Source organism: Duganella sp. BJB1802 (genome assembly GCF_013369445.1).
Classification (GTDB): Bacteria; Pseudomonadota; Gammaproteobacteria; order Burkholderiales; family Burkholderiaceae_D; genus Rugamonas; species Rugamonas vulcania_A.
In genome coordinates this window covers 77,860-102,547 of record NZ_JABWEF010000023.1, presented here as the reverse complement: position 1 = coordinate 102,547, position 24,688 = coordinate 77,860, and the positions used below count along the sequence as shown (strand labels likewise).

15 protein-coding genes are annotated in these 24,688 nt (G+C 65.5%); 6 read left to right on the top strand and 9 right to left on the bottom strand.

Going from position 1 to position 24,688, the window contains the following annotated elements:
- Nucleotides 1-66 precede the first annotated feature (66 nt).
- From HUX88_RS27880 to HUX88_RS27870, 3 genes are read right to left on the bottom strand one after another with little or no spacing between them, the layout of a single operon-like run.
- A complete protein-coding gene (locus HUX88_RS27880; RefSeq protein WP_176363869.1) occupies nt 67-2,727 on the bottom strand; it encodes an EAL domain-containing protein in 2,661 nt (886 codons plus the stop codon).
- Nucleotides 2,724-3,152 carry a phosphate ABC transporter substrate-binding protein gene (locus tag HUX88_RS27875; RefSeq protein ID WP_176363868.1) on the bottom strand — a complete coding sequence of 143 codons (429 nt, stop codon included), beginning with the start codon at nt 3,150-3,152 and terminating at the stop codon, nt 2,724-2,726. Before HUX88_RS27875 ends, HUX88_RS27880 begins: the two co-directional genes overlap by 4 nt.
- A gap of 10 nt (nt 3,153-3,162) precedes the next feature.
- Nucleotides 3,163-4,407 (bottom strand): porin, encoded by a 1,245-nt coding sequence (locus tag HUX88_RS27870; RefSeq protein ID WP_176363867.1) that lies wholly within the window; start codon nt 4,405-4,407, stop codon nt 3,163-3,165.
- A 386-nt stretch (nt 4,408-4,793) separates the two neighbouring features.
- Here HUX88_RS27870 and fur point away from each other — a divergent pair, with 386 nt between their 5' ends.
- Nucleotides 4,794-5,246 carry a ferric iron uptake transcriptional regulator gene (gene fur, locus HUX88_RS27865; protein ID WP_117010017.1) on the top strand — a complete coding sequence of 151 codons (453 nt, stop codon included), beginning with the start codon at nt 4,794-4,796 and terminating at the stop codon, nt 5,244-5,246.
- Here fur and HUX88_RS27860 read toward each other — a convergent pair.
- Nucleotides 5,209-6,126: a LysR family transcriptional regulator gene (locus tag HUX88_RS27860; protein ID WP_117010016.1), complete on the bottom strand. Its 918-nt coding sequence runs from the start codon at nt 6,124-6,126 to the stop codon at nt 5,209-5,211. The genes fur and HUX88_RS27860 overlap by 38 nt on opposite strands.
- A 138-nt stretch (nt 6,127-6,264) precedes the next feature.
- Between HUX88_RS27860 and HUX88_RS27855 the strand changes: the two genes are divergently transcribed.
- Entirely contained in the window at nt 6,265-7,269 is a 1,005-nt protein-coding gene (locus HUX88_RS27855; RefSeq protein ID WP_176363866.1) for a zinc-dependent alcohol dehydrogenase family protein, read from the top strand.
- A gap of 47 nt (nt 7,270-7,316) precedes the next feature.
- Here HUX88_RS27855 and HUX88_RS27850 read toward each other — a convergent pair whose 3' ends face one another.
- Nucleotides 7,317-8,426 (bottom strand): alkene reductase, encoded by a 1,110-nt coding sequence (locus HUX88_RS27850; RefSeq protein ID WP_176363865.1) that lies wholly within the window; start codon nt 8,424-8,426, stop codon nt 7,317-7,319.
- Between the two features lie 123 nt (nt 8,427-8,549).
- On the opposite strand from HUX88_RS27850, the gene HUX88_RS27845 reads away from it, so the two are divergent.
- From HUX88_RS27845 to HUX88_RS27835, 3 genes are all read left to right on the top strand, one after another.
- The gene (locus tag HUX88_RS27845) at nt 8,550-9,434 is read left to right on the top strand and encodes a LysR family transcriptional regulator (RefSeq protein WP_176363864.1); all 885 of its coding nucleotides are present in this window, start codon (nt 8,550-8,552) and stop codon (nt 9,432-9,434) included.
- Nucleotides 9,435-9,541: 107 nt separating this feature from the next.
- Nucleotides 9,542-10,633, top strand: coding sequence for a Gfo/Idh/MocA family protein (locus HUX88_RS27840; protein WP_217916478.1), 1,092 nt, complete (start codon nt 9,542-9,544; stop codon nt 10,631-10,633).
- 68 nt (nt 10,634-10,701) lie between these two features.
- Complete coding sequence (locus HUX88_RS27835) at nt 10,702-12,150, top strand: PLP-dependent aminotransferase family protein (RefSeq protein ID WP_176363862.1); 1,449 nt, start codon at nt 10,702-10,704, stop codon at nt 12,148-12,150.
- Here HUX88_RS27835 and HUX88_RS27830 read toward each other — a convergent pair.
- A complete protein-coding gene (locus tag HUX88_RS27830) occupies nt 12,143-13,063 on the bottom strand; it encodes a bestrophin family protein (RefSeq protein ID WP_176363861.1) in 921 nt (306 codons plus the stop codon). The two genes, HUX88_RS27835 and HUX88_RS27830, sit on opposite strands and share 8 nt — an antisense overlap.
- 4 nt (nt 13,064-13,067) lie before the next feature.
- Entirely contained in the window at nt 13,068-15,419 is a 2,352-nt protein-coding gene (locus HUX88_RS27825) for an FdhF/YdeP family oxidoreductase (protein ID WP_176363860.1), read from the bottom strand.
- 142 nt (nt 15,420-15,561) lie between these two features.
- Between HUX88_RS27825 and HUX88_RS27820 the strand changes: the two genes are divergently transcribed.
- Nucleotides 15,562-20,013: a DEAD/DEAH box helicase gene (locus tag HUX88_RS27820; protein ID WP_176363859.1), complete on the top strand. Its 4,452-nt coding sequence runs from the start codon at nt 15,562-15,564 to the stop codon at nt 20,011-20,013.
- Nucleotides 20,014-20,061: 48 nt separating this feature from the next.
- Here the strand turns inward: HUX88_RS27820 and HUX88_RS27815 are convergent, their stop codons facing one another.
- Both HUX88_RS27815 and HUX88_RS27810 read right to left on the bottom strand, forming a co-directional pair.
- Complete coding sequence (locus HUX88_RS27815) at nt 20,062-20,403, bottom strand: hypothetical protein (protein WP_147330476.1); 342 nt, start codon at nt 20,401-20,403, stop codon at nt 20,062-20,064.
- Nucleotides 20,404-20,444: 41 nt separating this feature from the next.
- The gene (locus HUX88_RS27810; protein ID WP_176363858.1) at nt 20,445-24,581 is read right to left on the bottom strand and encodes an RHS repeat-associated core domain-containing protein; all 4,137 of its coding nucleotides are present in this window, start codon (nt 24,579-24,581) and stop codon (nt 20,445-20,447) included.
- Nucleotides 24,582-24,688 lie beyond the last annotated feature (107 nt).

Here is a 24,688-nt window from a genome sequence, read left to right as displayed (position 1 = left end):
TCGGGAACGAATGTCCAGAGTAGATGGCCGGCCGCGCACCGGCCTTGTTTCACATCAAACGTGCGGCTAAGCCAGCAGGCAAGGCTGCGGCTCGGTAACGTGCGGCGCGGCCTGCCCCGCCAGCAGCAGCCGCAGCTGTTCCGGCGGCAGCGGACGGCTGAACAGGTAGCCCTGCATCTCGTCGCAGCCGTTCTGGCGCAGGAAGGCGCATTGCTGCTCGGTCTCCACGCCCTCGGCGATCACGCGCAGGTGCAGCCGGTGCGCCAGGTCGATGATGGAACTGGCCACCGCCTGGTCGCCTTCGCTGATGCCCAGGTCGCGCACGAAGGACTTGTCGATCTTCAAGGTGCTGACCGGGAACGACTTCAGCGCCGACAAGCTCGAATAGCCGGTGCCGAAATCGTCGATCGACAGCGACACCCCCATCGCCCGCAACTCGCCCATCTTGGCCACGGCCTGCGTCAGGTCGCGCATGATGACGCCCTCGGTCACCTCCAGCTCCAGCCATTCCGGCGCCAGGCCGCTGTCGGCCAGCGCCAGCGCCACGCGCGGCACCAGGCCCTGCTCCTCGAACTGGCGCGGCGAGACGTTGACCGCCATCCGCAGCGGCGCCAGGCCGGCCTCCTGCCAGGCGCGGTTCTGGCGGCAGGCGGTGCGCAGCACCCACTCGCCCAGCGCGACGATCATGCCGCTTTCCTCGGCCAGCGGAATGAAGCGGTCCGGCCCGATGCAGCCATGCTCCGGATGCTCCCAGCGCACCAGCGCCTCCACGCCGAACACGCGGCCCGTGCGCAGGTCCACCTTGGGCTGGTACACCAGCCGGAACTGGCCGTCGTCCAGCGCGCCGCGCAGGCCCTCCAGCAGCACCAGCTTCTCCTCGATGCTGGCGTTCATCTCGCGCGTGTAGAACTGGCAGTTGTTCTTGCCCATGTCCTTGGCGCGGTACATGGCGGCGTCGGCATGCATCAGCAGCGTCCCGGCGTCGGCGCCGTCGTTGGGATAGACCGCCACGCCGATGCTGCAGCTGACCTGCACTTCCTGCCCGCCCACGTCGATCGATTCAAGCACCGCCTCGCGCACCCGCTCCAGCACCGGCGCCGCGTCCTCGCCGTGGCGCGGCTCGTTCAACAGCAGCACGAATTCGTCGCCGCCGAAGCGCCCCACGGTGTCGCCGGCGCGCAGGCAGGCGCTCATGCGCGCGGCCACCACCTTCAGCAGCTCATCGCCGGCGTTGTGTCCCAGCCCGTCGTTGACCAGCTTGAAGCCATCGAGGTCGATGAAGGCCACCAGCACCGAACCGCCGCCCCGGCTGGCCTGGGCGATGGTCAGCTCGAGCCGCTCGGCGATCAGGCCGCGGTTCGGCAAGCCGGTCAGCGTGTCGTGGTGCGCCAGGTGCTGCATGCGGCCCTCGGCCAGTTTGCGTTCGCTGATGTCGCGCACGATGGCCACCAGCCCGCCCTCCACCGGCACCACCTGCTGATGCAGCCAGCGCGCCCGCAGCTGCGGGATATTGCTCTCCCATTCCTGCTCATGCACGCCGCCCACCCTGGTCACATGCACCAGGTGGTCGAACATGCCGTTGCCGCGCGCCTGCGGCATCAGGCCGCACAAGGTCGTCTGGCGCAGCCGCTCCTTGCTCAGCCCCGTCATCTTCTCGGCCCGCGAATTGGCGTCGACGAAGCGGAAATCGATGATCGCGCCGCCGGCGTCGCGCACTTCGCGCAGCACGAAGAAGGCGTCCAGGCTGGCCAGCGACGCCGCCGCATACGTCTCCTGCGCGCGCCGCATGCGGGCGCGGTGGCGCGAGCCCTGCCACGACCATAGCCACAACAGGGCGGTGCCCGCCACCAGTGCCGCGCTGACCACCGAAGCCTCGCCGATCTTCTCGCGGCGCTGGCGTTCGAAGACAGCCATCTGCTCGGCCTCCGCCAGCCCGACCACCACGTTCAGCGCGACGCCGTGCACCTCGCGCATGCCGATGTAGCGCCGCACGCCCTCCACCACGGCGACCTGCCCGGCCGGCCGCTCCATGCGCTGGCCGAAGGACAGCTTGTCGCCGACGCGCAGCGAGCGCACCACGCCGTCGCCGCCGACGAGGCCCAGCATGCCCTGCTCGCCGAGACGGCTGCGCTCATAGCTGCTGGTGAAATAGGCGGGATCGGTTTCGACGATGACGATGCCGGCGAAGTTGCCCGCCTCGTCGTCCAGCCGGCGCGTGAAGTGCAAATGCCATTCGGTGTTGGCGGCGTCGCGCGTGGCCTGGCTGACGAAGGTGGCGCCGCTGTCGCGCTCCTGGTGGAACTTGAAGTAAGCCTGGTCGGCCACCGAAATCGACAGCGCCCTGGGATTGCTGGCGACGGTGACGCCGTTGCGGTCGACGATGCTGACCACGAACACCACGCCCGGCGGCAGCAGGCCCTCGCGGCCCAGTTCCGGCAGCGCGCCCAAGGCGCCCTTGCGCTCGACCGCGTACTTGAGCACGCGCAGCGTCTGGTCGATGCCGTCCAGGCTGCGCGCCACCTGCGCCTCGTAAGTGCCCATCAACTCGCCCAGCGACTCGGCGGCAGCCTCGCGCGCGTGCACCCGGTCGGCGTCGACCTCGTGGAAGGTCACCACCCAGATCGCCACCAGCAGCAGGAAGGCGAACAGCGGCAGCGAGACGTGCGTGTCGAGGCCACGTCGCAGCCAGCGGTGGCGCAGGGTCTCGCTTCGGGCGCGCACCGTCATCGCGTCACCACCAAGGCCTTGACGCTGGCGTCCAGCGCCGCGCGGTCGATGTAGCCGATCATCGACGGATTCTCGGCCACCATCTTGCGCACCGCGATGCTGTTATCGAGTTCGCGCGGCGGCTGGCCACGGCCGGTGAACACCATCTTGGTCCAGTAAGCCTTCATCAGCGCCGGCGACTTGGCCGCCATCCTGTTGTAGAACTCATCGCGCAGCGGACTGCCGACCGGCAGGTCCAGCGCGGTGGCCTCGTCGCCGCCGGGGAAGCGGCCGGTCTGCGCCAGGAAGATGTCGGCCACCTGCTCGGGGCGCAGCGCGGACAAGGGATTCCTGGCCGAGACGATCACCACCAGCTCCGCCGCGCCGGCGCCGGCGCACGCCAGCGCCAACACCAGCGGCAGCGCAATCGATCGAAGGGTATGCATATCATCCCCCTCAGAACACAAAATCGACCGAGGCGCTGACCACGCCGATCGGATGGCCGGACTGGAAGCCCGGCTGCACGTTGACGAAGGTGCCGTTCGAGCCATCGCGCGGCGTGTAGCGGTCGTATTGCAGCTTGAGCGCATGGTTGGCGCGCAGGTCCCAGCGCACGCCGGCGGTGACGCTGCGCTGCTGCGGGATCGTCTCCAGCATCTGGTTCAAGCCGGCGTTGAGCAGGAAGCCGGCGCCGGCCAGCTGCGGCGGCAGGCCGCGCAGGTCCAGGCCCGCGATGCGCGTCGGCGTGTTGGAACGCGACATGGCATAGGCCACGTAAGGCGTCAGGTCGCCGAAGCGGTAGCCGCCGCTGAGATACGCGGCGGTCTTGTCGCCCAAGAAGGAGCGCGCGTTCATGCGCCCCACCTCGCCCATCAGGAACCACGCGCCCGGATCGTAGCTGGCGCCCAGCGAGACCACGTCGGCGCGCTTGGCGTCGACGTCGTAGCGCCCCGCCAGCGCCGCGCCCTGTGGCCCGAACTGCCGCAGGCCGTCGAACAGCTCGCGCGCCAGCCCCACGGTCAGCTCGGTGCACATCGCGCTGGCGCGCACCGTCAGCGCGCCGCTGGCGGTGGTGTTGGACAGCCCCGTCATCGCGCGCGCGACCGCGTGCGTGTGCGGCGCGACGACGATATCGGTGTGGCCGAAGAACACCTGGGTGACGTTGTTGAAACCCGCCGCGCTCCAGCGGTAGCTGGCGTCGACGCCGTCGCTGTTGCTGATCGGGATGGCGCCGTACACCTCGACCGGCGGCCGCACCCAAGGCAAGGCATAGCCGGCCTTGCGGTAGTCGCCGGCCAGGAACAGCGGCAGCGCGATGCGTCCCACGCGCAGACTCAGGTCCGGCGTGGCCTGGTATTTGACGTTGGCCCATTCGACCTGCGGCGCATAGCCGCTTTGCAGCGTGCGCTCGGACAGCACCTGCAGCACCGCCGACCAGCGGCTGTCCAGGTTCAGACCCAGTTGCACGCCCACGCGGCTGTCCACCGTGGCGCTCCACTCGTGGCTGGCGCCGGCGTTGCCGGGATTGAGGACGTTGGCGGTGAAGTCGGACTGGCTGTCGTTGCTGTGCACCAGACCCAGGGTGCCGTAGCCGCCGAAGGTCCAGCGCGGCGCGTCGCCGTCGCCGGCCTGCGCGGCGGCGCAGGCGAGCAGCGTCAAGCCGAAGGTCAATGTGCGCAATAGTGAAAATTCAACGGTCATTCGTGTTCCTGTAAGCGTTCGCCAAATGAACCGTGTTCAGGACGCGCGAAGACGCCGGCCGTCCGCAACGGAGGGCGCTCATACTCAACAAGGTGGGATGGTTATGGAGGCACATCGGGTGCCGTTCCGACGAACTGAATCGGATGTAAGTACTTTATACTGCCGCACGGCAACTGTCGATGAATTAGAGTAAGGCACCAAAAATTCTATCGAAAATCCACACAATCGAATAATTAAGTATCAATAGAAATAGCTTTTAACTACCAAATATATTGCCCTGCCAGCCATCTTATCGACGCTGCCACACCGCACGTCTGCGCATGCGTTGCCAGTTATATAAAATTCAGCTACCATGAGAATAAGAATCATTATCATCATGGAGCGATATGGACATCCCCCAGGAACTGCGCAAGCTCGGACTGAAAGCCACCCTGCCCCGCCTGCGCATATTGCAGCTGTTTCAGGAATCGAAAAGCAAGCACCTGAACGCCGACGACGTCTACCGGCTGCTGCATGAAGAGCAGATCGACATGGGACTGGCCACGGTCTACCGCGTGCTGATGCAGTTCGCCGACGCCCGCATCCTGATACGGCGCCACTTCGAAGGCGTGGCCTCGGTGTTCGAGCTCAATGAAGGCAGTCACCACGACCACCTGATCTGCACCAACTGCGGCCGCATGGAGGAATTCCTCGACGCCGAGATCGAACTGCGCCAGGAAGCGGTGGCCAGGGAGCGCAACTTCGTGCTGCACGAGCACTCGCTGTCGCTGTATGGCTTCTGCGGCGAATGCGCCGGCACCATCAATCCGCTGGCGGTCCGCAAGCAGCGGCGTCCTTGAACAAGGCCTCGACGAAGTCCACGAACACCTTCACGCGGGCGGCGCGCTGGTGCCGCTGCGGATACAGCACCGACACATCCGGTCCCGGCGCCTGCCACGGTTGCAGCAGCGGCAGCAGCGCGCCGCTGCGCAACGGCTCGATCAGCGACACCGACAAATGCTGCGCCACGCCGGCGCCGGCAACCGCCATCTCGATCAGCGATTCCACATGGTCCATCGCCACCGCGCCGCGCGGCGTGCTGGTGAAGGGCCGGCCGTCCTGCTGGAAGACCCAGGGCCGCACCTGGCGCGCCTTGGGGTAGAGGAAGTTCAGGCAGGGGAAATCATTCAAGTCGTCGGGATGCTGCGGCCTGCCATGGCGCTCGATGAACGCCGGCGAGGCGCAGCAGATATAGCGGTTCTTGAAAACGCTGCGCGCCACCAGGGCGGAATCGGGCAGCTCGCCGATACGCAGCATCACGTCCACGCCCTCGTCCACCATGTCGATCAGGCGATCGCTGGCCGTCAGCCGCACGCTCAACTCGGGATACGCGGCCAGGAAGCGCGGCAGCGCCGGCGCCACGAACCGGCGCGCCAGGATGCCCGGCATATCGACCCGCAGGCTGCCGCGCGGCGCCTGGCGGGCGTCGCTCAAGCTGCCCTCCAGTTCATCCATCTCCTCCAGCAGCCGGCGCGCCTGCTCGACGCAGCGGCGGCCCTCGTCGGTCAGCGACATGCTGCGCGTGGTGCGGTTCAGCAGCTTGACGCCGAAATGCGCCTCCAGCACGCCGATCTGGTGGGTCACGGAGGATGTCGAAATACCCAGCCTGGCGGCCGCGCGGCTGAAGCCACCGGCATCGACGACGGCGCAAAAAACCTTGAGGGCATCCAGACGGTCCACGTTCTCTCCTTGTTAGGCGGGGCGATTCCAGCCCGATTATCCACGATTCCGGGATACTGAATGCGGCGCGGCCCACTTTTTCCGGCCGCCTTCCGGCCGCAGAATGGCTCCATCAACCCACCACTGAGGAGCCGCACCATGAACACCATGCAAGCCGTCGTATTGAACACCTTTGGCGCACCGCTGTCGGATCAACGGATCGCCCGCCCTGTGGCCGCCGCCGGCCAGGTGCTGGTGCGCGTGATCGCCAGCGGCGTCAACCCACTCGACACCAAGATCGCCGCCGGCAAGGCCGATCACGCCCAGGTCCGGCTGCCCGCCGTGCCGGGCATCGACATCGCCGGCATCGTCGACAGCGTCGGCGACGATGTGCAGGGCTTCGCGCCCGGAGACCGCGTCTTCGGCATGACGGGCGGCATAGGCGATGTACAAGGCTCGCTGGCGCAATACGCTGCGGTGGACGCCCGCCTGCTGGCGCACATGCCGCCGCAGCTGACCATGCGCGAAGCGGCCGCCCTGCCGCTGATCTTCATCACAGCCTGGGAAGGCCTGGTCGACCGCGCCCGCGTCGGCGAGGGCATGAAAGTGCTGGTGCACGGCGGCGCCGGCGGCGTCGGCCACATGGCGGTGCAGCTGGCGGCGGCGCGCGGCGCACAGGTCTACGCAACCGGCGGCGCCGGCCAGCGCGAGGCCATCGAGAACATGGGCGCCACCTTCATCGACTATCGAAGCACCAGCGTCGAACAATACGTCCAGCAGCACACCGGCGGCGAGGGTTTCGACGTGGTCTACGACACCGTCGGCGGCGCCACGCTGGACGCCTCGTTCCGCGCCGCGCGCCAGTACGGCGGCCATGTGGTCAGCTGCCTGGGCTGGGGCACGCACGCGCTGGCGCCGCTGTCGTTCCGCGCCGCGACCTACTCGGGCGTGTTCACGTTGCTGCCGCTGTTGTCCGGCAAAGGCCGCGCCCACCACGGCGCGATCATGAAGGAAGCCGCCGCGCTGGTCGCCCAAGGTAGATTGAAGGTCACGCTGGACGCCGGCGTCTACACGCTGGACGCGGCCAGCGTCAGCGCCGCCCACGCCGCGCTGCTCGACGGTACGGCGCGCGGCAAGGTGGTGGTGCAGGTCGCCGCCGACTAAGGCTTGAGCGCGCCGTCATCGGGCCGCCGGCCAGCGCCAGCACACACTCAGGCCGCCAATGCCTGCTCCTGGTGGAACGGATAGTCGGTGTAGCCGGCTTCCGTACCGCCGAAGAAGCTCGGACGGTCGTAGTCGTTCAGCGGCCAGCCGTTACGGAAGCGCTCCGGCAGGTCCGGATTGGCGATGAAGTGGCGGCCGAACGCCACCAGGTCGGCGTCGCCCGCCGCGAGGATGGCGTCGGCCGATTGCCGGTCGAAGCCACCGGCGGCGATGATGGTGCCCGCGTAGTGCTTGCGTATCGACTGCGCGGCCAGCGGCGCCTGGTTGCGGCTCTCGTCCTCGATATTGCCGGCGATGCGCGGCTCGATCAGGTGCAAATAGGCCAGCCGCAGCTGCGCCAGTTGAGCCGCCACGTAGGTGAACAGGCCTTCCGGATCGGTGTCCGACATGTCGCCCCAACTGCCGCTTGGGCCGATCCGCACCGCCACCTTGTCGCTGCCCCAGACCGAGATCACGGCCTTGGCGGCGTCCATCAGGAAGCGCGCGCGGTTTTCAAACGAACCGCCATAGATATCGGTGCGCTTGTTGCTGCCGTCCTGCAGGAACTGGTCGAACAGGTACCCGTTGGCGGCATGCAGCTCGACGCCATCGAAGCCCGCTTCCCTGCCACGGATGGCGGCCAGACGGAAGCTCTCGACCAGGCCTTCGATTTCAGCGATCGTCAATGCACGGTTGGGCGTGTTCGGCACCCAGCCCTCGGTGGTGTAGGCCACGCCGCCGTGCGGCACCTCGGATGGGCCGACCGGAATGCTACCGGCAGGCTGCACGTCCTTGTTGGACTGGCGGCCCGCGTGGTACAGCTGGAGGAAGATCTTGCCGCCCTTCGCGTGCACGGCCTCCGTCACCAGCTTCCAGCCGGCGATCTGGCTGTCGTCGTACAGGCCTGGCGCGCCGAGGTAGCCGTTGCCGTTTTCGGCGGCGATAGTGGCCTCGCCGATCAGCAGGCCGCCCTGCGAGGCGCGCTGTGCATAGTATTCCGCCATCAGCGGGCCGGGCTTGGCGCCGGCTTCGGCGCGCATGCGGGTCAGCGGCGCCAGCACCACGCGGTGGTTGAAGGTGTAGGCGCCGACTGCTACTGGGGACATCAGGTTTTTCATGATTTGCTCACTCGGTTAGGGATACAGCCAATGTAAGGGATGTCCTGCAAAAGAAAAATAGCTTGCAATTCCCAATATATCGGACAGATACTTCCGCAATAGCCTTTTTAACGAGCCAGCCATATGGACAGCCTGAACGGCATATCGATGTTCGTCACCGTCGCCGAGACGCGCAGCTTCACCAAGGCCGGCGCGCAGTTGGGGGTATCCTCGTCAGCCGTCGGCAAGGGCATCGCCCGCATGGAAGAGCGGCTGGCGGTGCGGCTGTTCCACCGCAGCACCCGCAGCATTACGCTCACCGCCGAAGGTGCGCTGTTCCTGGAGCGCTGCCGGCGCATCCTCAGCGAAGTGGAGGCGGCGGAAGCGGAACTGTCGGAGCTCTCCGGCAAACCCGGCGGCCGCCTGCGCGTCAGCACGCCGCAGCTCACCGGCCTGGTGATGCCGACGCTGACGGGCTTCATGCGCCGCTATCCCGACATCGCGCTGGAGATCGACCTGTCCGAGCGCATGGTCGACATCATCGAAGAAGGTTTCGACGCCGTGATCCGCACCGGCACCCACCACGATTCGCGCCTGGCCTCGCGCCGCATCGGCGCCTGTCCGCAGGTGGTGGTGGCCTCGCCGGCCTACCTGGCGCGGCATGGAACGCCCGTACATCCGCGCGAACTGGCGCGGCACCACTGCCTGCTGCACAAGTTCGCCGCCACCGGCCGCATCGAGCGATGGCCCTTCAAGCTGGCGGCGGACGAGCCGGAGCCGCAACTGGCGGAGCGCATGACGTGCAGCACCATCGAAGCGATCACCTACGCGCTGCTGCAGGGCGAAGGCATCGCCTTCCTGCCCACCTTCATCATCGAGGATGAACTGAAGGACGGCCGCCTGCAGGTCATCCTGGCCGAACACATGGAACAGACGGTGACGTTTTCGCTGCTGTGGCCGGCCAGCCGCTATGCATCGCCCAAACTGCGGGTGTTCATCGACTACGTGGTGCAGCACCTGCGCATCTAGCGACACGATATCGGAACAATCGGTCCGATATCTTCGGAACGCCAACCCGTTTATCTTCGAAACCGATGCCGTCAGACTGGCCCTCCACACATTTTGAAGGAGCCAGTATGAACGGTAAAATCCGCGTAGGCATCGTCGGCGCAGGCACCTGGGCTGAATATGGCCATATCCCCTCCCTGAAACTGCTGCCGCAATACGAGATCACCGCGATCTTCAGCCGCAGCCAGGAAAAGGCCGACGCAGTCGCCGCGCAGCACGGCATCAAGCACGCATTGAACTCGCTGGAGGCGCTGGTCGCCCATCCCGAAGTCGACCTGGTGCTGGTGCTCAATCCCGCGCCCAGCCACGAGCGGGCGATACGCGCCGCCATCGCCGCCGGCAAGGACGTCTACAGCGAATGGCCGCTCACCCCGAGCAAGGCCGTATCGCAGGAACTGATGGAACTGGCCGACCGCGCCGGCGTGCGCCACATCGTCGGACTGCAACGCCGCCTCGGCCCGGACTACCGCTACGTGCGCGACCTGCTGCGCGACGGCTACATCGGCGAACTGCGCTCGGTGCGGCTGCACGTCAGCGTCGAATACTTCCAGAAGCGGCGCTTGCAATCGCTGTACTTCACCGTCCCGGCCGAGAATTTTTCCAGCCTGCTGTCGATCTACGGCGGCCACTTCTTCGACGCCGTCTTCACCATGCTGGGCCACCCGGACAGCATCCACGCGCTGACGGTCAACCAGTTCAAGGAAGTGACGCTGATCGAATCCGGCACGGTCCTTCCGCACACGCTGGCGGACCAGGTGGTGGTGGGCGGCAGCTTCGCCAACGGCGCCGTGCTGACGGCCCACCTGGAAGCGGGCAAGCGCAACAACTTCGGCTGGCAGCTGGACCTGACCGGTTCCGAAGGCGACCTGAAAATCTCCAACCACACCAGCTTCGGCGACGCCTTCAACGTCATCGAAGGCGCGCAGGGCGACGCCCAGCCCATGCGCGTGCTACCGGTCCCTGAGGCGTACAACTGGCTGCCGCCCAGCGACCTGGGTGGCAGCCAGCTGGAGTTGACCAACCTGTACGCGGCCTACGCGCGCGACGTGCAGGACGGCACCCGCGTGGCGCCCACCTTCGCCGATGCGCTGGCGATGCACGACCTGCTCGACAAGATCGAAGCGTCCAGCGGCAGCGGCCAGCGGATGCGGCTCAAATAGCCACACCGGCGCATCGCCGGGTCGAAGTAAAGTGGCAGCCGCACGCGGATTCCGTTACGCTGCCACCTATGAAAACCGCGAAACTCTATGAAACGCTGGCCGATGCCATCGCCGGCCAGGTCGCACAAGGCGTGCTGCGCGAAGGCGACCGTGTACCGTCGGTGCGCCAGACCGCCCAGCACCATCAATTGAGCATTTCGACGGTGGTCCGCGCCTTCCTGCTGCTGGAGAGCCGCGGCGTCATCGAGGCACGGCCGCAGTCCGGCTATTTCGTGCGCCGCCGGCCGGATGGCGCCGCGCAGGCCAGCGCCGCGCAGGCCCCGTTGTCACCCGCCGAGCTGGCGCGCGCACCGGCTCTCGACACCAGCACGCTGGTGCTGACGACCTTGCGCTCCATCGACCAGGGCAGCATTCCGCTTGGTTCGCCCTTCCCCGACCCGACGCCCTTCCCGTGGGCGCGGCTGAACTACCACGCCGGCGTCGTCTCCCGGCGCGGCGGCCAGAATCAACTGCTGTCCGACCTGCCGCCGGGGAATCCGGAGCTGATACGCCAGATCGCCCGGCGCCACATGGAAAACGGCCTGACCGTGGACGCGGCCGAAATCATCATCACCACCGGCGCCACCGAGGCGATCAACCTGTGCCTGCAAGCGGTGGCCCAGCCGGGCGACCTGGTGGCGGTGGAATCGCCGACCTACTACGCGCTGCTGCAGGCGCTGCAGCGCATGGGCATGCGGGTGCTGGAAATCGCCACCGACGCCGTGCACGGCATCGACATCGAAGCGCTGGAACGCGCCATCGTCGAACAGGGCGTCAAGGCCTGCATCCTGATGCCGAACTTCCAGAACCCGCTGGGTTTCCTGATGAGCGATGAGCGCAAGCGCGCGCTGGTGCAGATGCTGGCGCGGCACGACGTGCCGGCGATCGAGAACGATGTGTATCACGAGCTGTATTACGGCGACAGCCATCCCGGCTCCCTGAAGCAGTACGACACGCGCGGCCTGGTCCTGCACTGCAACTCGTTCTCCAAGAGCCTGGACACCGGCCACCGCATCGGCTGGACGCTGCCCGGGCGCTACCGCGCGCAGGTCGAAAAGCTCAAGTTCCTCAACTCGCTCAACACCGCCGCGCTGCCGCAGTTGGCCATCGCCGAATACCTGAAGAACGACGGCTACGACTACCACCTGCGCAAACTGCGCAAGGCCTACGCGCAGCAGGCCAGCATCATGTCGGCCGCCGTGCTGCGCTTTTTCCCGCCGGGAACCGGCGTGTCGCAACCGGCCGGCGGCTATCTGCTGTGGGTGACCATGCCGCCGGCGGTGCGCGCGTTGGAGCTGTATGCCAGGGCGCAGGAGCGCGGCATCAGCATCGGCGCCGGCAATATGTTCGCCACCGGCGACGCGTACCAGCACTGCATCCGCCTGAACTACAGCTATCCCTGGACCGCCGAGGTGGAGGCGGCGGTGCGGATGCTGGGCCAATTGGCCCGCGAGCTGACCACGGCGCGCCTCAGTTGATGTAGTAGCGCGAACAGGGCACGAGCTGCTCGGGCTTGGCCTGGCCGCACTGCTCCAGCAACGAACGTTCGATATTGCGCGTCATCGCGTGCAACGCCAGGCAGTTCGGCTCCGTGCCGAAGGGCTCCGAAATCTCCTGCGCGATCGCCTCCAGCGCGAACAGCGTGTAGGCGACAAACACGGAGATCAGCGGCGTGGCGAGGCCGATGGCGTCCACCAGGCCAAACGGCAGCAGGAAGCAGTACAGGTAGACGGTGCGGTGCACCAGCACGCCGTAGGGATAGGGAATCGGCGTATTGCTGATACGCTCGCAGCCGCCGACGGCCGCCGCCAGCTCGGCGACCTGTGCGTCCAGCATCCACAGCATCTGCTCCGGCCCTTGCCCCCTGCGGGCGGCGCGCGCCAGCATCAGGCGCAAACGGTCCAGCAGCGCCACGGGGATGTAGTCCAAGCCGCTCAGCTGCGCCATGTCCTCCTCGTTCAGGTAGCGCGCCAGGTCCGGCTTGGGATCGGTGCCGCGCAGCTGGTGCGTCAGCGCGTAGGCAAAGGCGATCAGGCGCCGCACGAACAGCTGACGGGCGAAGCCTTCGTCCTCCTGCGGCAGGTAGCTGAGCGCCTGCGACGTCAGCGACCGCGCCGCGACCAGGATGCGGCCCCATATCTGCCGCGCCTCGACAAAGCGCGCATACGCGGCGTTGTTGCGGAAGCCGAGGAAAATCGCCAGGCTGACGCCGACCAGCGGAAACGGCGCCGTATCCAGCGGGATCTTGACGCCGTCGATGCGGCCGCCGGTCATCACCGCCAATGAGCTGATCGCCAGCATCAGCAGCAGTTGCGGAACAATCGACTTGAGCACCGAGCCGTCCCATACGAACAACATGCGCAACCAGTTGCCGGTTGGACGAACGATCATGGCGTCACCTCCCGCCGTTGGCCGGCATGGCGCCCGGCGACAGCAGCACCGGGATCGACTTCGACGTCGGCGTGCCGGCGCCGTCGGCCACGCTGGACAGCGGCACCAGCGGATTGGTCTCCGGATAGTAGGCGCCGATGCAGCCGCGCGGGATGTCGTAGGCCACCAGCATGAAGCCGTCGGCGCGGCGCTCGACATCGTCCTCCCAGACGCTCCGCACGTCGACCCAGTCGCCGGCCTTCATGCCCAGCATGTCGATATCGGCCTGGTTGATGAAGATCACCCGCCGCATGCCGAACACGCCGCGATAGCGGTCGTCCAGCGCGTAGATGGTGGTGTTGTACTGATCGTGCGAACGGGTGGTCATCATCACCATCAGGCGCTGGCCGTAGCGGATGCTGGCGCGCGCGATCGGCGTGTCGCGCTCGACCTGGTGCGGCACGAATTGCGCCTTGCCGCTGGCGGTGTGCCATTCGCGCTCGCGCGAGGCCACCTTCAAGTGGAAGCCGCCCGGCACCGCGATCCGCGCGTTGTAGTCGTAGAAATCGTCGAACACCTTCTCGATATCGTCCCGGATGCGCGCGTAGTCGTCGCGGTAGGCAGGCCACGCCAGCGCGCGCCGCCCGCGCCCTGCTCCGCTGCCCAGCGTGGCTTCCGCCATGTGCGAAACGATGGCGATCTCGGACAGCAGCGCCTCCGACGCCGGCTTGTTGATGCCATACGAAATATGCACCATGCTCATCGAATCCTCGACCGTGACACCCTGCGGCAAGCCGCCCCGCACATCGATCTCGGTGCGGCCCAGCGTCGGCAGGATCAGCGCCTGGCGGCCGTGGATCAAGTGACTGCGATTGAGCTTGGTGGCGATATGCACCGTCAGCTCGCAGGACTGCAAGGCCTTGAAAGTCAGCGGCGTATCCGGCGTGGCGACGGCGAAATTCCCGCCCAGGCCAACGAAGACCTTGACCTTCCCTTCGGCCATCGCGGCGATGGTGGCCACCACGTCGTAGCCGTGATGACGCGGCGGTTCGAAATCGAAGACCTCCCGCATGCGGTCCAGGAAGGCTGCGGTCGGGCGTTCCTCGATACCCACCGTGCGGTCGCCCTGCACGTTGGAATGGCCGCGCACCGGGCACAGGCCCGCGCCACGGCGGCCGATATTGCCGCGCATGAGCATCAGGTTGGACAGCATCTGTATCGTCGGCACCGAATTCTTATGCTGCGTCAGGCCCATGCCCCAGGTGGCGATCACGCGCTCGCCGCGGGCATAGACCTGGGCCAGCGCTTCGATCTCCGCGCGCGGCACGCCGGATTCGTCGACCAGCAGCCGCCAGCTCTCGTTGCGCAAATCCCGCGCAAACTCGTTGAAGCCTGCGGTGTGTTGTTCGATGAAGTCCACATCCAGCACGCGTTTTATGCCGTGCAGCAGCGCATGGTCGTCCAGCTCCAGCAGGCGCTTGGCCAGCGCCTTGATCAGCGCGAAGTCGCCGCCAAGGCGCGGCTGTACGAACATCGAGCAGATCGGGGTACTGGACATGGTCAGCATCTCGACCGGGTGCTGCGGACTGGTGAAACGCTCCAGTCCCCGCTCGCGCAGCGGATTGATGGACACGATGGTGGCGCCGCGCCGCGCGCAATCACGCAGCTCGCCCAGCATGCGCGGATGGTTGGTGGCGGGATTCTGGCCGAAGATGAGCAACGTGTCCGCCTGTTCGAAGTCGTCCAGCGTCACCGTGCCCTTGCCGACGCCGACGGTGCCAGGCAGGCCGCGGCTGGTCGCCTCGTGGCACATGTTGGAGCAATCGGGGAAGTTGTTGGTACCGTAGGCGCGCGCGAACAGCTGGTACAGGAAGGCCGCCTCGTTGCTGGCGCGGCCCGAGGTGTAGAACGCCGCCTGGTCCGGGTGGTCCAGCGCATTGAGCTCGCGCGCCACCAGCGCGAACGCCGCCTGCCACGATACCGGCACGTAGCGGTCGCTGACGGCGTCGTAGCGCATCGGCGCGGTCAGGCGCCCGTGCTGTTCCAGTTCATAGTCGGATTGCTCCAGCAGCTCTGCGACGGTGTGGCGGGCAAAGAAATCTTCGGTCACGCGCTTGCTGGTCGATTCCGCCGCCACCGCCTTGACGCCGTTTTCGCAGAACTCAAAGGTGGAACTGTGCTCGCGGTCCGGCCACGCGCAGCCAGGACAATCGAAACCATCCGGCTGGTTCTGCGCAAACAGCGACTTGTAATTGACGCCGCTGACCCGCTCCTTGAGCAGGTTGAGCGCCACATACTTCAAGGCGCCCCAGCCGGCGGCCGGATGGGTGTAGGGTTCGATCTTGCCTGCGGGGGCGGCTGGTTTGTTGTCGTCCATGGCGATGGTGCTCCTTATGTTGTCAGGTCGAGCATAATTCCCGCCGCCCCCTCCGCATGAGTACAGATCGCATCATCGCCAGCAGGTACAGTCGTCACCGGCGGCGGTTGACATCCAACGAAACATCCCCAACTATATTGACATGCGCAAACCGCCCGCCGCCGCCGACCTGTGGCACGACTTCCACCCCGCCGTGGCGGCGTGGTTCCGCTCGACCTTCGCCGGCGCGACGGAGGCCCAGCGGCGCGCCTGGCCGCTGATCCGGTCAGGCCGGCCAACGCTGATCGCCGCCCCCACCGGCTCGGGCAAGACGCTGACCGCCTTCCTGGCCGCCATCGACGCGCTGGTGGCCGAAAGCGCCGCCGCCCCGCTGCCCGACGAATTGCGGGTGTTGTACGTATCGCCTTTGAAGGCGCTGTCCAACGACATCCGCCTCAACCTCCTGGCGCCGCTGGAAGGCATCGGCCGCGAACTGGCCGCGATGGGATTGCCCGACCACGGCATCCGCAGCGCCGTGCGCACCGGCGACACCACACAACAAGAACGCAACGCCATGCGCCGCCGCGCCCCGCACATCCTCGTATCGACACCGGAATCGCTGTACGTGCTGCTGGGTTCCGACAGCGGCCGCGCAATGCTCTCGACCGTCCGCACGGTCATCGTCGACGAGATCCACGCGGTGGCCGGCACCAAGCGTGGCAGCCACCTGGCCCTGAGCCTGGAGCGGCTCGACGCGCTGTGTACGCAACCGCCGGTGCGGGTGGGCCTGTCGGCCACACAGAAACCGCTATCGGCGGTGGCGCGCTTCCTGGTCGGCGCTAGCGGCGACTGCGCGGTGGTCGACGTCGGCCACGTGCGGGCGCGCGACCTGGGCCTGGAACTGCCGCCCGTGCCGCTGGAGGCGATCATGTCCAACGAGGTCTGGGAGCGCGTGTACGACCGCCTGGCCGAGCTGTCGGTACAGCACAAGACCACGCTGGTGTTCGTCAACACGCGCCGCATGGCCGAACGCATGGCGCGCCACCTGGGCGAGCGGCTGGGCGCGGAGCTGGTGGCGGCCCACCACGGCAGCCTGGCCAAGGAATACCGGCTCGACGCCGAGCAACGCCTCAAGCGCGGCGAGCTGCGTGTGCTGATCGCCACCGCCTCGCTGGAACTGGGCATCGACATCGGCGACGTCGACCTGGTGTGTCAGATGTCTTCACCGCGAAGCATCGCCGCGCTGCTGCAGCGCGTGGGCCGCTCCGGCCACCAGGTCGGCGGCCTGCCCAAGGGCCGCCTGTTCCCCACCTCGCGCGATGACCTGATCGAATGCGCCGCCCTGCTGGACTGCGTGCGCCGCGATGAGCTGGACATGCTGCGCATCCCCCGCGCCCCGCTGGACGTGCTGGCGCAGCAGATCGTCGCCGAAGTGTCCAGCCGCGAATGGGGCGAGGACGAGCTGTTCGACATGGTGCGCCGCGCCTCGCCCTACGCGCAGCTGGAGCGCGCCAGCTACGACGCCGTGATCCGCATGCTGGCCGAGGGCTACACGGGCCGCAACGGCGTGCGCGGCGCCTACCTGCACCGCGACACGGTGGCCGGCGCGCTGCGCGGACGGCGCGGCGGCAAGCTCACCGCCGTCACCTCCGGCGGCACCATCCCGGACAACGCCGACTACTCAGTGGTGCTGGAACCGCAGGGGCAGATGGTCGGCACTGTGCACGAGGACTTCGCCGTCGAAAGCCTGGCCGGCGACGTTTTCCAGCTCGGGAACACCTCCTACCGCATCCAGCGCATCGAAGCGGGCAAGGTGCGCGTGGAGGATGCACATGGCGCCGCGCCCAACATTCCCTTCTGGCTGGGCGAAGCGCCGGGCCGCAGCGACGAGCTGTCGATGGGCGTGGCGCGCCTGCGCGGCGAGATCGAACATCAACTGGCGGCGGTCGCGGACGGCGCCGCCGCCATCGAGCGCGCCATCGACTGGCTGTACGAGCACCTCGGCCTGGCCGACGACGCCGCGCGCCAGATCGTCGAATACATGGCCCGCACTCGCGCCGCGCTGGGCGCCCTGCCAACCCGCGACACGCTGGTGATGGAGCGCTTCTTCGACGAATCGGGCGGCATGCAGCTGGTAGTGCACTCGCCCTACGGCAGCCGCATCAACCGCGCCTGGGGGCTGGCGCTGCGCAAGCGCTTCTGCCGCAGCTTCAACTTCGAACTGCAGGCCGCCGCCAGCGAGGACGCCATCGTGCTGTCGCTGTCGACCGCGCACAGCTTCCCGCTGGATGAAGTATGGCGCTACCTGCGCTCGGCCACCGCCGAGCACATACTGATCCAGGCGCTGCTCGACGCGCCGCTGTTCAACGTGCGATGGCGCTGGAACGCCACCACCGCGCTGGCCCTGCCGCGCTACTCAGGTGGACGCAAGGTCGCGCCGCAACTGCAACGCATGAAGAGCGACGACCTGCTGGCCTCCGTCTTTCCCGACCAGGCGGCGTGCCTGGAAAACATCGTCGGCGAACGAGAGCTGCCCAGCCATCCGCTGGTCGACCAGACGCTGGACGACTGCCTGCACGAAGCCATGGACAGCGAAGGCTGGCTGGCCCTGCTGCGCCGCATGGAAGCCGGCGAAGTGACGCTGATCGCGCGCGACCTGCCGGCGCCGTCGCCGCTGGCGATGGAGATCCTCAACGCCCGTCCCTACTTCTTCCTCGACGACGCGCCGATCGAGGAACGCCGCACGCAAGCCGTCATCAACCGGCGCTGGACCGATCCGGCGTCCACCGACGACCTGGGCGCGCTCGACGCCGGCGCCATCGCCAGCGTGGCCGAGGAAGCCTGGCCGAGCGTGCGCAACGCCGACGAAATGCATGAAGCCTTGATGTCGCTGGCCTGCATCACGCAAACGGAAGCGGCGTCCAACGAAGGCTGGCCCGCCTGGCTGGACGCGCTGGCCGCCGGCGGACGCGCCACGCGCCTGCGCGGCGAGACGATTGCGACCGCAACGGACGGCATCGACCTCTGGGTACCACTGGAACGCCTTGCCTGCCTGCGCGCCGCCTATCCGCAAGCGAAGGCCACGCCACCGCTGGACGCACCGCCCGCCGACGCCGACGCCTGGACCGCCGACAACGCGCTGGTCGAAATCCTGCGCGCGCGGCTTAGCGGTTTCGGACCGCAAAGGGTGGACGCCATTGCCGGCGCATTGGGCCTCTCGACCGGCACCGCCACCATCGCCCTCACGCAGCTGGAAAGCGAAGGCTACGTGATGCGCGGCCGCTTCACCCCGGGCGCCAAAACCGAAGAATGGTGCGAACGTCACCTGCTGGCGCGCATCCACCGCTACACCATCAAGAGCCTGCGGCGCGAAATCGAACCAGTCGAGCGCCAGGACTTCATGCGCTTCCTGTTCGACTGGCAGCACCTGTCGCCGGACGCCCAACTGCAAGGCGAAGACTCGCTGCCGCTGCTGCTCGCCCAGCTGGAAGGCTACGAAGCCGGCGCAGGCGCGTGGGAAAGCGACCTGCTATCGCTGCGCATGCGGGACTACGAAAAATCCTGGCTCGATGACCTGTGCCGCAGCGGCAAACTGGTTTGGACGCGCATCGGCGCACCGTCCAGCGCCGCCGGCGGGCCTGTGCGCAACACGCCGCTGGTGCTGCTGCCGCGCCGCCAGCTGGCGTTGTGGCACGCGCTGCCGGTGGTCGCCGCCGAAGTCGAAGTATCGCCGCGCGCCGCGCGCGTGCTGGCCGCGTTGCGCAGCGAAGGCGCCATGTTCTTCGACGAACTGGCGCACGAAGCGCGCCTGCTGCCGGTGGAACTGGAAAACACGCTGGGCGAACTGGTGGCGACAGGCCTGGTCAACGCCGACAGCTACGCCGGCCTGCGCGCCATGCTGCTGCCCGCGAACAAGCGCGCCAGCAACGACAAGCGCCGCCAACGTGGCGCCGCGCCGTCGATGGAGGAAGCGGGACGCTGGGCACTGGTGCGTCGCGGCGACGGCGTCACCGTGCGCGAACGCGTAAGCGAAATCGCGGAAGCCGGCGCCGGAGGCGGCACCATGGCCGACGCCACCGCCAAGGCCGATGGCACCGTCAACGCCGGCAGCAGCATCGCAGCCACTCGCGCCACGCCACCGGCCCGCACACCACGCACCGCGCCCGACACGCTGGAACACATCGCCATGACGCTGCTGTGCCGCTACGGCGTGATGTTCTGGCGCCTGCTGGAGCGCGAACCCTCGTGGATGCCTTCATGGCGCGAACTGCTGCCGGTCTACCATCGCCTCGAGGCGCGCGGCGAAATACGCGGCGGCCGCTTCATCGCCGGCCTGTCGGGCGAACAATTCGCCCTGCCCGAAGCCATCCCGCTGCTGCGCGAGACGCGCCGCCGCAAGCACGACGGCAGCCTGGTATGCGTCTCCGGCATCGACCCGCTCAACCTGTGCGGAACGCTGCTACCCGGCGACAAGGTCCCCGCGCTGGCCGGCAACCGCCTGCTGTTCCGCGACGGCCTGCCGGTGGCGACCATGGTGTCCGGAAAATTCAACTATCTGTACCAGCCCTCGGCCGGCGACCGCGAAGCGCTGCACCACGCGCTGGTGCACGCCTGAACCAGCTGCAGCGCTCCTACAGGCCATACAAGTAAAGGATGAAACGAATCAATCTGCATCCTTGAAGGTGTCATACTCATCATAATAGAAGACCGCATCAACAATATCGCTGATCGGCGCTTTCGCATCGCGCTCGAGTCGATCAACAATGATATCTTGAACTATTGGCGCCTCCAGCCATGAGAAATACCCTTTCCCGGCCAGCACATTAGGGATTCGTCTCCCGTTCTCTTCGGTATATCCATCTACCTCACGGCTCGGAATCACGACGAACTCTGCATCCATGATCGTCGCCCTGTCTATTTTTGGCTTCGTGAAGATGCGCCCCGCTGCAGGAAATTCCTCGACAGCGTTTCTCAACGCCATAAATCCTTGATAGGTTGTTGCCATTTTGATTCCTCATGTTGATGATGTTTCTCCGGAGCCTGTCACTACCTGCAGCCTGTTCCCCCACCCCATTTATTACGCCCCCCGGTACCATCAGGATGGTAAATTTTGGCGAACTTTCTGTGGTCCAACCTGTCTGCCAACACAAGCGATCCCGGCTTATCAGCATGGTGCCATGTCATCCCAGGTGGTGAATCCCCACTAAAGTTTCCAGTTGACGAAGGTTGAACATGCTCAATTACCCCCGGATACTTGGTTTGCAATGTGCGGCGGAACTCTGGATCGGTTTGCAACCGTTGATACACAGACTCGTTCGCTTTCGAAAAATGGTAGTCATCGGACAGCTTATACTCATTTACCGAAAGGACGTGCTCGTGAAAGGTATGGTATTTACCTAACCCGCGTACACCCTCGCCGTTATACCAGCCTAACGGATCGGCCCATCGAATCGGATTCGCGGCAAATTGATGCAGATTATTACCACCCAGTATGCCTATCGGATCCCCCGATATGTACGTGCCTAAATCCGGATCATAAAAACGGAACGTGTTGTAATGGAGGCCGATCTCGCGATCGAGATATTGTCCTTGAAATCTCAAATTCTGAGGCAACGGGCAGCCGCCCCCACCGGCCGAAGGCGCCCACGTTTCCGTAACCGCATTTCCCCAAGTCCGATATTTGGCTTCCCACACGATATCGCCCAATGCGGTCGACATTTCTTCTGGCAGGCCTGAAACGTCGTTATGAAAATAGTACACCGCACGCTGCAGTATATCGGGCTGCATTTCGGTGGCGGGATCATTGGCCGCCGCATTCCGGCATTCGCTCACCAGCGCGCTATCAAATCGCGCCAGCGGGGCGAAGCTATCTGGCTCATATACGTACGTCGCCACATCTTTGCCACGCTGTTCTTGCAGTAACTGAACACCATCCCACAGGAAGTGCGTCGTGCCGAAATCGTCATGCTTCCTGATCCTGCGCCCCAGCGGATCGTAGTCGAAGTGCACGGCTTGACGTACGCCATCGCGGTTGGTTTCCACCTGGACCAGCCGATGCTCGCCATCGTAGCTGAAGCGCTGAACCGTGTGACGCCCGATTCGCTTGCTCTCCAAACGGCCGTGGACATCATATTCGAAACGCTTATCCTCGAGAACCTGGACGCGGTTATATTTTACGTAGCCCCCGCCTTGGTTGCTGTCGACCATATTGGCTGCCGCATCCCAGCGGAATAGTTCGCGCTGCGCCTCGTGCGTCGCGCTGGTGATACGGCCAAGCGGATCGTAGGCAAACGTACTGGATCCTTGGCGCGAATGACGCTTTGTCGTCAACTCGCCGGCCAGGTCGTACGTCCATTCCTTGCGCAATGCCGGCTTGAGACCGGCCGCATCGCCGAATTGCTCCCAGCGCTTGCGCCCCATGGCGTCATAGCTGTAGCGCGTCGACAGCGCACCTTGGGTGCGAACTACCTCACGGTACAAGTCATCACGTTCGATATCGCTGATGACCTCGCCATCGATATTCAATTGGTGCAAATGCCCGGAGCCGTAATGCAAACGCCCGATCGTACGCCCATCAGGCAGTATCGTCGCGCACCGGTTTCCCAGTTCATCGTACTCATGGGTTAGTGTGCCCAGATGGCCAGTCTCGCCTGTCAGCTCCCCACGTTTGCCGTAGGTGAAGCTGACGTCTTCATGGATGACACGCCGCAACCCATTATCGGTAAACGACTGCGCCTGCACCACCCGTCCTGTTTTCCCGTACCTGAATGAGATGCCTCTACCTCTTGCATGCTTGACGACTACACGTCCGAGCGCGTCCCGCTCCAGCCGCATAGTTATCGCATCGGCTTCTCCAGCCGCATCGGTGATCGCGTGCGCGTTGCCACACACATCGTAGTCGACACGTTTGATGCTGCCGTCGAGGCCGCGCTCCTCGATGCGATTATCGTTGCGGTCGTACGCGAAGCGATAGGACTCTCCGTTCTCATTGACCAACTCTGCAAGCCGGAACGCCGCATCGTATTTAAAGCACACACCACGCCCCATCGCGTCGATCCGGCGCTGAAGCAGACCCCGCCCATTGCAGTGGTATTCGGTTACACGGCCAGCAGCATCTATTCGCGCACTTATCCTGCCGAGGCTATCGTAACGGAAGCGCTGGGTGCTGCCATCAGGCGCGATGGTTGCTGTGACGCGACCCAGCACGTCAACTTCGTAGCGTGAAACGCCGCCCAAGGCATTGGTGACGTTAATCAGATGGCCGCGCGCGTCATATGTGAAACTGGTGCGTTTCCCGGAGCAGTCGGTATAAGCGGACAATTGCGCGCATCTATTCCATTCGAGGTGTTTATACCCCCCGCGCGCATCGCAAATCGTATGGGGCAGGCCCCTCTCGTCGTAAACCTGCTCCGTCTGATAGCCCTCTGGATCAGTCGTCAGGATCAAGTTTCCGCGCTGGTCGTATTCGTAACTCCACCGGTTGCCGGCCGCATCCCATTCCGCGCGCGGCACGTCGAACCGTTCATGCCACTGCGTGCGCTCAATTTGGTCCAGCGCATTGATAACGGCGATTTCCCGCCCAAGCTCATCATATTCGAAGCGCGTGCGGTTTCCAGCTGGATCGGAAAATTCGACTAGCTGGCGGTTCCGGTCCCAAGTGTAGCGCCAAGTGTGCCCCTCAGCATCGGTATACGCGGTTGGCTGGCAATCGTCATTCCACTCCCATTGATATAGCCTGTCGATTTGGTCGCGCACTTGCGTACGTCCTCGCGCAATATCGTAATCGAAGGTGTATTGTTCGCCATCGTTGGTCCAGTGGCGCACCACCCTCGCCTCCGCACCGCGACCTTCCCACGAGTAGCAGCAGCGCAAGCCGCCGGGCACATTGTGCTCGATCATCAGCGCGTTAGCGTAAGCAAAATTGCGCACCGGCGTCCCCGTGCGGTCGATCACTTCGGCCAGCTGATACTCACTGGTGTAACGATACTGCACCAGCACTTCATGGGCCACGCCATCAGCGCGGTCAGTCAGGACGATCGCCGAAACGCGACGCGGATCACCTCCATCGTACCGGAGTTCGAGCCTGTGTCCACATCCATCGCGCAATGCGACAAGCCTGCCATTCTCAGCGTAATCGAGCGCTTGCCAATTGCCATTGCGGTCCTCGATGCGCTGTAGCGCCAAGGTGCCGGAAAAGCCCGCATCCGGAATGCCGAAATCCCGATAAATGCCGTCAACACTTTCGACCAGGTAGTGACCAAGCTCCGTGCATATCAGATAGCAGCCTTCGGCCGTGCTGAGGTGACTCTCTCCTGGCATCACTGCGGGGAAACGTATCTGACGTCCCTGTGCATCGCAATAGGTCACAGCGCAAAGTTCGCCGTCGTGCGTGCGCTCCAGCGTCAAGGACACCTCGAACGGCACACTCCAGCCCCGCCCAAGCAAACCGCCATCGCGGGTATCATGGCTACTGTAAAAGCGACTCCACCCAAGTTGAATCGGGCCAGGCAGCAAAATGTCTGCAGACTCGCGCAACACCTTGCCGCCTGTGATCACGTTGACCGGATTGCCAATGAATGTACGGATCTTGCTGCCGACGTAGGTTCCGAGCATTGATGCACCCATGTTCATCAAGAGGCAAGGCAGCGCAGCCTTCAGCGATGAGATATTTAGCTTTCCGCGCCCGCACAGGGCCAGCGCCACCCCAATCGCAACACCCAGGGCGGTAATCCACCAAGGACGTTCATCCTTGATATCACGCACGGTGAGCGTGCCGCCGCCAACGAATACATCGGCGGAACCTTCGGCGATGGTTCCACCGCAGGTGGTCATGTCGCCGATGCGTGTGGCTGGTTGGCTGTTGATGAAGACATTGTCGGAACCCTGCGCCAACATGGGCGGCGCGCCGGATGAATGCTTCCCGCAATGGATGACATCCAGGTCGCCTGGTGAGGCAGCACGCGCCGCCGGCAGCGAATTGAATGTGACGTTGGGCGCCCCGCTAGTGATCTTGCCTTCGATTGAAGGTGGAATGAACTTGTCGACCGCTCGATTGATCTGGTTGTCTATAAATCCGTTTAGCCCAGTAGCCTCCATCGCGACGCTGACGCCGAAGCCGATGGCCAGTACCGCCGCAAACCCTAAACCACCGGTCGCTACCGTTGCCACGACGGCAGCCGCCACCAACGCTGTGAGGGCAGCGCCGACCAGTGCCCCTACGAGCAGAGAGCCGCCCATTTTGGCGAGCATCCCCATCGTGGATGTGTGTGCGATTGGGTCGTTCAGGCGAG